The organism is Streptomyces sp. CAI-85 (assembly GCF_013363615.1).
Taxonomy (GTDB): Bacteria; Actinomycetota; Actinomycetes; order Streptomycetales; family Streptomycetaceae; genus Streptomyces; species Streptomyces antibioticus_B.
Genome location: NZ_JAANNX010000054.1, coordinates 25,175 through 34,440, shown reverse-complemented (window position 1 = coordinate 34,440; position 9,266 = coordinate 25,175). Strand labels below are relative to the sequence as shown.

Genomic DNA, 9,266 nt, shown 5'->3' with positions numbered 1-9,266 from the left:
ACGATCGGGCGGTCCAGGTTGGCGTAGTCGAACATGATCGACGAGTAGTCGGTGACCAGCGCGTCCGAGGCGAGCGCGAGCGACTCCACGCTCGGATGGCCGCTGACGTCGATCACCCCCGGCACCGGCCGGACCAGCGGGGCGCCCTGCCAGTAGTGGGCGCGCGCCAGCACCACGAACCGCGGGCCCAGCTTGCGCAGCACCCGCTCCAGGTCCAGGGCGGCCCGCTGGGTGCGGCGGTAGTCGCGGTGGGTCGGCGCGTACAGGATCGCGACGGTGTCGCGGGGGATGCCGAGGGACTCCCGCAGCCGGGCCACGTCGGCGGCGGTCGCCCGCTGGAAGACGTCGTTGCGCGGATAGCCGTACTCCAGCGTCCGGTAGGCGCCGGGGTAGACGCGCTCCCAGGTCAGGGTGGTGTGACGGTTGGCGGACAGCACGTAGTCCCACTGGTCGACACCGCGCAGCAGCTCGGCGAAGTCCGTGCCGCGGGCGGCCGCCGGGTACTCCTGGAGGTCCAGGCCCATCCGCTTCAGGGGCGTGCCGTGCTGGGTCTGCACCAGGATCTGCCCACGCCGCTTGACCAGCCGCCGGTCGAAGTTGACGTTGTTGACCAGGTACTTGGAGCGGGCCAGCGCCGTCCAGTAGGCGGCCGTGCCGGGGGCCAGCCGCCGCGGGCCCGGCGGCACGCTGTCGTGGTGCTCGGGGTCCGCGACCCAGGCCGTGCGCACCTGCGGCGCGAAGACCCGGAACGCGGCCTCCAGCGCCCCCGGGTTGCAGCCGTGCCCGCGCCCCCAGTACGCCGAGAACACCGCGCGGTCGGCGCGCAGCGGCAGCCGGAGCTGGACCCGGTAGTGCGCCTGGAGCAGCGCCGCCCGCAGCGCGCGCCGCAGCTTCGCCCCGAGCTTCAGGGCCCGGCGGCGCAGCGTCATGCCCGTCTGGAGGGCCCGGTAGGTGCGGTGCAGGCCCAGCCGGACCAGCGCGTGCCGCAGCCGGGCCCGGCGCGGGATGTGCGCGCCGGGCGCGCGGTGGCGCCGGTAGTGGGCGCGGGCGCGGCGCAGGAACTCGGCGCGCGCGGCGCGCGGCAGCCGGTCCCGCTTGGCGAGGATCGTCGTGAAGTGGTCGACCATGCGCTGGAACAGCACCGGCCGCCAGCGGGCCAGCGCGGGCCGCTCCCCGACGAACGCGAACACCCGGTCGTACTGGTCGAAGACATCGAAGTGCCGGCGGCTGGTGGTGGACAGGATGCTGCCCCGGCGGCGCTGCCGGTAGTGCACGCACACCCGGTCCAGGGTGGCGATCGACCCGGCGGCCATCAGCACCGGATACGTCCACGGGGTGTCCTCGTAGTAGCCCGGCGGGAACCGCAGCCCGGCGCGCTCGGCGAACTGCCGCCGCACCGCCTTGTTCCAGGCCACCATCAGCACCCCCAGCAGCCCCGGGCGGTCCTCCAGCCGGAACGGCACCGGGCCCTGCTCGGTCAGCAGCGCGGCCACCTTGTTGCGCTCGGCCCGGCCGTCCCAGTAGGTGCGCGCGTAGTCGTAGACCAGGACGTCCGGGTCGCCGGACTCCTTCAGCCGGTCGGCCATCGCCCGCAGCGCGCCCGGGGTGAGGGTGTCGTCGGAGTCCAGGAACACCAGGTAGTCGCCGCTCGCCTGGTCGATGCCCGCGTTGCGCGCCCGGCCGAGCCCCACGTTCTCCGGCAGCCGCACGGCCGTCACCCGGGGGTCCAGGGCGGCGAACTCGTCGATGATCTCGCCGCAGCCGTCCGGCGAGCAGTCGTCGACCGCGATCAGTTCGAGATCGTCGAAGGACTGTGCCAGCACCGACGCGAGGCACTCGTGCAGATACGCCTGAACCTTGTACACGGGGACGATGACACTGAACCTGGGCAAGGGACATCCATGGGTCGGCACGGGCAGGGCCTTGCCCGGGAACGGCCGATGGAGTGACTTGGTTACGGTTCGTACGGCATTCGGGGGACCTGTGGTGAACGCGGCTGGACGGGCCGGTGTCCGGCCCGCCCCACGGCTCGTTGTTCTCCGCTCACTCGACCGCTCACTTGACCGCTCCGGCCATCACCCCCGACACGAACTGCCGCTGGAACGCGAAGAACACGGCCAGCGGGATCACCATCGACAGGAACGCGCCCGGCGCCAGCACGTCGATGTTGTTGCCGAACTGCCGGACCTGCGTCTGGAGCGCGACCGTGATCGGCTGGCTGCCCGCGTCGCTGAACACCAGCGCGACCAGCATGTCGTTCCACACCCACAGGAACTGGAAGATGCCCAGGCTGGCGATGGCCGGGCCGCCCAGCGGCAGCACCACCCGGAAGAACAGCCGCAGTTCGCCCGCCCCGTCCAGCCGGGCCGCCTCCAGCAGTTCGCGCGGGATCTCCGCGAAGAAGTTCCGCAGCAGGAACACCGCGAACGGCAGCCCGAAGCCCACGTGGAACAGCACCACGCCCAGCGTGGAGCCGAACAGGCCGAGGTCGCCGAAGAGTTCGGCGATCGGGATGAGCGCCACCTGCACCGGCACCACCAGCAGCCCCACCACCGCGAGGAACCACCAGTCCCGGCCCGGGAACTCCATCCACGCGAACGCGTACCCGGCGAGCGCGCCCACGACGACCACCAGCACCGTCGCCGGCACGGTGATCGCCACCGTGTTGAGCAGGGAGTCGGTGATGTCGCCGTTCTCCAGGAGCCTGCGGTAGTTGTCCACCGTGAGCCGTGAGGGCTCCTCGAACACCGTCCACCAGCCGCTCGCGCCCATGTCCTCGGGGGAGCGCAGCGAGGAGACCAGCAGACCGACGGTCGGCACCAGCCAGAACAGGCCGACGACGACCAGGAACACCCGCACCAGACCGCCGTTGACCCTGGCGGTCAGCCACGCCCTCATCGCCGCACCTCCCGCCGCAGCCTGCGCACGTTGAACCACATCACCGGGATCACCAGCAGCAGCAGGAACACCGCGATCGCGCTCGCCACGCCGGGACGGCCCTCCGAGAAGCCCTTGCGGTACAGCTCCAGCGCGAGCACGTTCGCGTCGTCCTGCGAGGAGCCGGGCGCGATGATGAACACCAGGTCGAAGACCTTCAGCACATTGATCATCAGGGTGACGGCGACCACCGCGAGCACCGGCGCGAGCAGCGGCACCGTGACCCTGCGGAACACCTGCCACTCGTTGGCCCCGTCCACCCGTGCCGCCTCCAGCAGTTCGCGCGGCATCCCGGCCAGCCCCGCCGCGATCAGTACCATCGCGAACCCGGCCCACATCCAGATGTACGAGCCGATGATCGCCGGGGTGACCAGGGACGGGCCGAGCCAGTCCAGGCCGTTGTACGGCTCCGCGAAGTTCCCCGCGGGCAGCCGCAGCCGTGCCCCGTCGGCCGCCGCGGGCAGGGTGAAGGTGCCGTCGGCGGCGGCCTCGGTGGACGCCACCACCTTCCCGTCCCTGACCGCCTCGATCCGCATGCCCGGGTAGCCGAGTTCGGACGGGTCGGGGGTGCCCGGGGTGCCGACGCCCTTGCCGCGGGTGAAGTCCTGCCAGGTGGTGCCGGTGACCTTCCCCGGCTCGGCCGCGGCGGCGACGGCTCGTTTCGCGCCGTCCGGCATCACGTCCGGGGCGACCCCGACCAGCGGCAGCGCCACCGGATCACCGGCGCGGACCGCCTCCCGGGTCACGAACCCGCCCCCTTCGGCCACCAGCGGCGAGTCCCGGCCGGGGTGCGCCTTCGGGAACGCCGACGACGCGGCGAACGTGTCGTGCACGCCCACCCACACCGCGTTGGCGACGCCCTTGTCCGGGTCCTGGTCGTACACCAGCCGGAAGATGATCCCGGCCGCCAGCATGGAGATCGCCATCGGCATGAAGACGACCAGCTTGAACGCCGTTCCCCAGCGCACCCGTTCGGTGAGCACGGCGAAGATCAGCCCGAGTGCCGTCGCGACCGTCGGCGCGAACACCACCCAGATCACGTTGTTCCCGAGCGCGGTGCGGATGCCGTCGTCGGTGAACAGGGCCCGGTAGTTGTCGACGCCCGCGAAGCCGTCGCCGGACTGGTCGTAGAAGCTGCGCGCGACCGAGTACCCGATCGGGTAGACCACCAGCGCGCCCAGCAGCACCAGGGCGGGCAGCAGGAACAGCGCCGCCACGCTCCTGCGGGTACCGGTCACGCTCCTGCGCGAGCGGCGTGAGGGTGGTGAGGGTGGTGAGGGTGGTGAGGGGACCTTCGCGGCCCCCGGGGCCGAGGCCATCGCGGGATCAGTTCCCGTACGCCGCCGCCGCGTCCGACTCCAGCTTCTTCTGGATGCCGGCCACGTCCGACGGGTTCTTCAGGAAGTCCTGGAGGTCCTTCCACTCGCCCTTGCCCGGGGTGCCGCCGAACGCCTGCGGGGCCTGGTCGGACATGTCGAAGCGGAAGTCGTCACCGGCCGCGACCAGCGCCTTCGCGATCGTGCGCTGCACGTCGTTCGGATAGGCGGCGAGGTCGACGTTCTTGTTGGGCGAGAGATAGCCGCCCAGCTTCGCCTGGATCTCCGCCGCGTCCGGCGAGGCCAGGAAGGTCGCCAGCGCCTGCGCGCCCTCGGAGTCCTTGAGGATCACCGCCGCGTCACCGCCCGAGACCACGGGCGCGGTGTCGCCGACCTTCGGGAACGGGAACACCTTCGCGTCCGTGCCGATCTTCGCGTCCGTCTGCCCGATGTTGACCTGCACGAAGTCGCCCTCGTAGACCATGGCGGCCTTGGGCTGGTCGCCGCCGGTGAAGGTCTGGGTGACCGAGTCGGGGAACTGCGTCTGGAGCGCGCCGTCGGCGCCGCCCGCCACATAGTCCTTCTCGCCCCAGATCTCGGCGAGCGTGGTGAGGGCCTTCGCGACCGACGGATCGGTCCACTTGATCTCGTGCCGGGCCAACTGGTCGTACTTCTCCGGGCCCGCCTGGGACAGATACACGTTCTCGAACCAGTCGGTCAGCGGCCAGCCGTCCGCGCCCGGGATCGAGAACGGCGTGACACCGGAGTCGTAGACCGTCCGGGCGGTCGTCAGCAGCTCGTCCCAGGTGGCCGGTTCGCTCGCGCCCGCGTTCTCGAAGACCTGCGCGTTGTACCAGATCAGGGACTTGTTGGCGGCCTTGTAGTAGACGCCGTACTGCTCGCCGTCGACCGCGCCGATGTCCTGCCAGCCCTGCGCGTAGTTCTTCCTGACCTCCTTCAGGGCCTCGGCGCCCAGCGGGGTGGCCCACTTCTTCTCGACGGCCTGCTTGATCGCGCCCGGCTGCGGGAGCAGCGCGACGTCCGGCGGCGCCCCGCCCGCGATCTTCGAGCCGAGGAAGTTGATGATCGGGTCCTGCGCGGGCACGAAGGTGATCTTCGCGCCGGTGCGTTTCTCGAACTCGGCCAGTACCTTCTTGAAGTTGGCCTGTTCGGGGCCCGTCCAGACGGCGGCCACCTCCAGGGTGGTGCCGTCGAGCTTCGGGAGGGTGAGGCCGCTGTCCGTCCCGCCCGGTGCGGTGCTCTCTCCGCCGCTGCCGCCGTCGTCCCCGTCGCCGCCGCACGCGGTGAGCGCGAGGGCTCCCGCGAGAAGCACGGCCGCGGTCCTCATGGTCTTCGATGTCCGGTTCGCGTTGCTCGTCCTGCGCATCACTGCCCCGTTCTCCGTCCTCGTCGAACGTCCGAGCGCTGTCCCGTGCGCTCCGGTCTACGCCGGGCGCACGGGGTCGGCAAGTGCGCGAACGGTGTCAACCGGGCGATCGTGACCGCGTCGTGACTCCGCGAAGGACGGCGCGGGGCTCAGAGCAGCGACGGCACCTCCGCCGCCGCGACCTCGCGGGCGGCCCGCTCCAGGGCGCTCGCCAGCAGGGCCAGATCCGTCGGGCCGTTGCCCAGCTCCCGGACCGGCCGGCGGGTCGGCGGATCGCCCATCCGCCGCCACTCCAGCGGGATCACCGTGGGCCGCAGCGTCGCCGTGCGCGGGATACGGCCCGTCACCCGGCCGCCCTGGAACGGCGTGAGCCGGCCGTCGGCGCCCTTGAGCCGGCCGCGCCCCGGCGCCGGTTCGTCCGCGCCCGTCCCCGGCGCCTCCAGCGTGATCCGCACGGTGGCCCGGCGGACCGCCTCGGACTCCGCCGTACGGCCCCCGGGACCGGTCGCCGCCACCAGGTGCACGCCGAGCCGCTCGCCCTCCCGGGCCACCGCCTCCAGCGCGCGCGTCACGGACCCGGCGGCCGGCCGGCCGGGCGAGCCCAGCGGCGGCGACACCAGCGCGTCCAGGTCGTCCACGACCACCACCAGCCGGGGCAACGGCGGTGCCGGCTCGGTCCGCTGACGGGCCGCCGCGCCGGGCCGCAGCCGCAGCGTGGAGCTGGGCGGCGCCTCTATGTCGGCGGCACCGCCCGCGCCCGCCCCGGCACCGGGCGCCGGTCCGTGCGGGCCGCGCTGCGGCACGATCCGGCCCGACACCGCGCGGTGCGTGTGCCACTCGGTGAAGTCGGACCGGCCCAGCAGCTCGGCCCGCCGCTTCAGCTCCGCGCTCAGCGACTGCGCGAACTCCCGCATCCGCACCGGGTCGGTACCGGTCAGATGCGTCGTCACATGCGGTACGTCGGTACAGACCCGCAGACCGTCACCGGCGCCGCCGGTGCCCTGGCCGACCGTGTCCCGGCCGTCCATCAGCACGATGCCCAGCCGGTCGGGGCGCTCGGCGGCCGCCAGCGAGGCGACGACCGCCCGCAGCAGCTCGGTGCGCCCGCTGCCGGGCGGGCCCTCGACCAGCAGATGGGGGCCCTCGGCGGCGAGGTCCACCGCGACCGGGCCGCGCGGCCCCGCGCCGAGCACCGCCCAGGCCCGTCCGCCGAGCGCCTCGGTGTCGTCGGCCGCGTCCGCCCAGCGGGCCATCAGGGAGGCCGGGGTGGCCCGCGCCAGACCCAGCTCGTCGAGCAGCCGGGACGACGGGGGCAGCGGGGCGGACACACGCGTGTGCCGCTCACCGCCGCCACCGCCGCCGTCCGGGCGCAGCGGCGCGAGGGCGCGGGCGAACCGCTCGGCCCAGGCGGGGGAGACGGCGTCCACGGCGGCCAGGGTGCCCTCGCCGACCGGTCCGGCCGGTCCGTCGCCGCCGGGCGCGATCCGCAGCAGCCGCAGTGCGGTGGCCACGTCGCCGTCGAGCAGCGCGACCGCGCCGCACGCGCGGAACACGGGCGCCGCCGCACAGGCCGCCTCGTAGGTCCGCGCCGCCGGGGCGGACGGGGCACCGGCGGTGATCTCCGCCAGGCACAGCACATGGATCCCGGCGCGCGGACCGGCCGTGGCCAGCCGGGTCACGGTGTCCCGCAGACCGGCGGCGCCCGGGTCGCCGTCCACCACGAGCACGGTGAACGGCCCCGCGAAGCCGTCCGGGTCCTCGGACAGGGCCCAGGAGGGCCGGCGGGCGGGCGCGGGGCCGGTCGCGAAGGGCGGGACGGCGGCCGCGGTGTCCGCGAGGTGGTCCTCCAGACGGCGCAGCAGCTCGTCGGTGCGGGCGGCCGCCTGGTCGCGGTCGAAGGCGAGCAGCAGCCGGCAGTCCTGGCCGTGCCCCGGGCGCAGATGCGGCAGCCAGCCCAGCCACGACCACTCGGCGGCCCGCTCCTCCTCGGACCGCGCGCGGTCCGTGCTGATCAGGACGATCTCCAGGGCGTCCGGCGAGTGCAGCGCGGCGAGCTGCGCCACGACCGCGCGGGCCAGCCCGGCCAGCCGCGGGCGCGGTCCGGCCAGGCCCAGGGCCCCGGCCTCGCGCAGGTCCGCCGTCACCGGTACGGCGGGCAGCAGGCCCGAGCCGCCGGGTGCCGTGCGGTCCGCGGTGCCGAGCCGCACGGTGAGCGCCTCGGGATGGCCGGGACCGCGCTCCCAGAGCCGGGGGCCGGGGCCCAGCGCGGTGAGCAGCAGGGCGGCCGGGTCGGGCCAGGTCTCGGGCGCCGGGGCGGGGGCGGCCGCCGGCTCGGGGCCCGTGCCGGACGCCTCCCCGTCGGCGGGGCCGTGACCGGCCGGGTCCGGGGCGCCGCGGCCGCCGGCCAGCCGCCGGGCCCAGGCGGACAGCCCGCCGCGCCGACGGACACCGGGCGGTATGTCGGTGCCGCGCAGGGGCGTGCCCTTGCGGCCGGAGCCGGGGTCGTCCGGGTCGCCGGGGTCGTCGTACCCGGCGTTGTCGTACAGCGGCACGTCGTCGTACGGGGAGACGGCGGGCCGGGGGCCGCGGACGTCGTCGTACGGCGGGCCGAAGGCGTCGGCGCGGCCCGCGTGGGTGTCGTGCCGGATCTCGGCGCGGCTCTCGATGTCCGGGGCGGTGCCCTGACCGGGGACGAGATGCCGGTCCGTGCCGCTGCCGCTCCAGCTCACCCCGCCGTCGCTGTGGCCGGTGGGTGCGGTCGGGGTGCCGGGCTCGCCGGAACGGGAGTTCGGCACCCGCGGCCGGGACACCGCCGTAGAAGCCGTAGAAGCCGTAGAAGCCGTAGAAGCCGTGGAGGCGGACCCGGCGGCCCCCTCCGCCGCGCGACCCCCGCCGGGCGCCACGCGCACGTGTCCCTCGCCGTCCGGTGCCGTCACCACGCGGGCTCCCGGGCCGCCGGGCGGGGCCAGCCGCAGGGCCGACTCGCCGATCCGCAGCAGGGCGCCGGGCGCGAGCCGCACCGGGCGGGCCTTGACCGGGGTGCCGTCGACGGTGGTGCCGTTGGTGGAGCCGAGGTCGGTGACCGTCACCCGGCCGTCGGGTCCGAGCGTCACCGCGCAGTGCAGCCGGGAGACGTCCGGGTCGTCCAACGGGACGTCGGCGTCGGCGGAGCGGCCGACGCGGATCTGCCCGCCGTGCAGCAGATGGACCCCGCCCGCGTCCGGACCCGCGACCACGTCGAGGCGGGCCGGGGCGTCGTCGACCTCCGGATGCGGTTCGGGGTCGGCGGGGGCGCCGAGCGCCAGCACCGCGCCGTCGGTCAGCGGGGGTTCGCCGAGCGTGCAGCGGGCTCCGTCGAGCCGCTCGGTGCCCGCGTACAGGGCGACGGCCGCGCCGCCCGCGCCCTCCCCGGAGACCGCCGCGGCCAGGGCGGGCGCCACCGCGGCCAGGGCCGTACCGGCGGGGGCCGTGACCAGCACGTCGCAGCTCGCGGCACGGCCGCGCGCCTCGAAGGGCGGGCCCTGCGGGTCTGTGACGGTCAGCCGGATCTGCATCGGCGTCAGCGGTCCCTTCTGCGCGGGCGCGGACTTCCCCCCACACCACACGAGCACATCGGCCAGTACTCC

The 9,266-nt window shown here is 74.6% G+C and carries 5 protein-coding genes; all 5 read right to left on the bottom strand.

Annotation, left to right across the window (positions count from 1 at the left end; all coding sequences use genetic code 11):
* The coding region (locus G6W55_RS30965; protein WP_175524039.1) for a bifunctional glycosyltransferase family 2 protein/CDP-glycerol:glycerophosphate glycerophosphotransferase at positions 1–1,892 on the bottom strand (1,892 nt) is incomplete at its 3' end.
* A 163-nt stretch (positions 1,893–2,055) separates the two neighbouring features.
* Positions 2,056–2,898 (bottom strand): carbohydrate ABC transporter permease, encoded by an 843-nt coding sequence (locus tag G6W55_RS30960; RefSeq protein ID WP_078633662.1) that lies wholly within the window; start codon positions 2,896–2,898, stop codon positions 2,056–2,058.
* On the bottom strand, positions 2,895–4,175 hold the full coding sequence (locus tag G6W55_RS30955; RefSeq protein WP_309243853.1) for a sugar ABC transporter permease: 1,281 nt from the start codon (positions 4,173–4,175) through the stop codon (positions 2,895–2,897). Before G6W55_RS30955 ends, G6W55_RS30960 begins: the two co-directional genes overlap by 4 nt.
* A gap of 88 nt (positions 4,176–4,263) precedes the next feature.
* Entirely contained in the window at positions 4,264–5,640 is a 1,377-nt protein-coding gene (locus G6W55_RS30950; protein ID WP_175524037.1) for an ABC transporter substrate-binding protein, read from the bottom strand.
* A gap of 149 nt (positions 5,641–5,789) precedes the next feature.
* The gene (locus G6W55_RS30945; RefSeq protein WP_175524043.1) at positions 5,790–9,194 is read right to left on the bottom strand and encodes an FHA domain-containing protein; all 3,405 of its coding nucleotides are present in this window, start codon (positions 9,192–9,194) and stop codon (positions 5,790–5,792) included.
* Between the last annotated feature and the right edge of the window lie 72 nt (positions 9,195–9,266).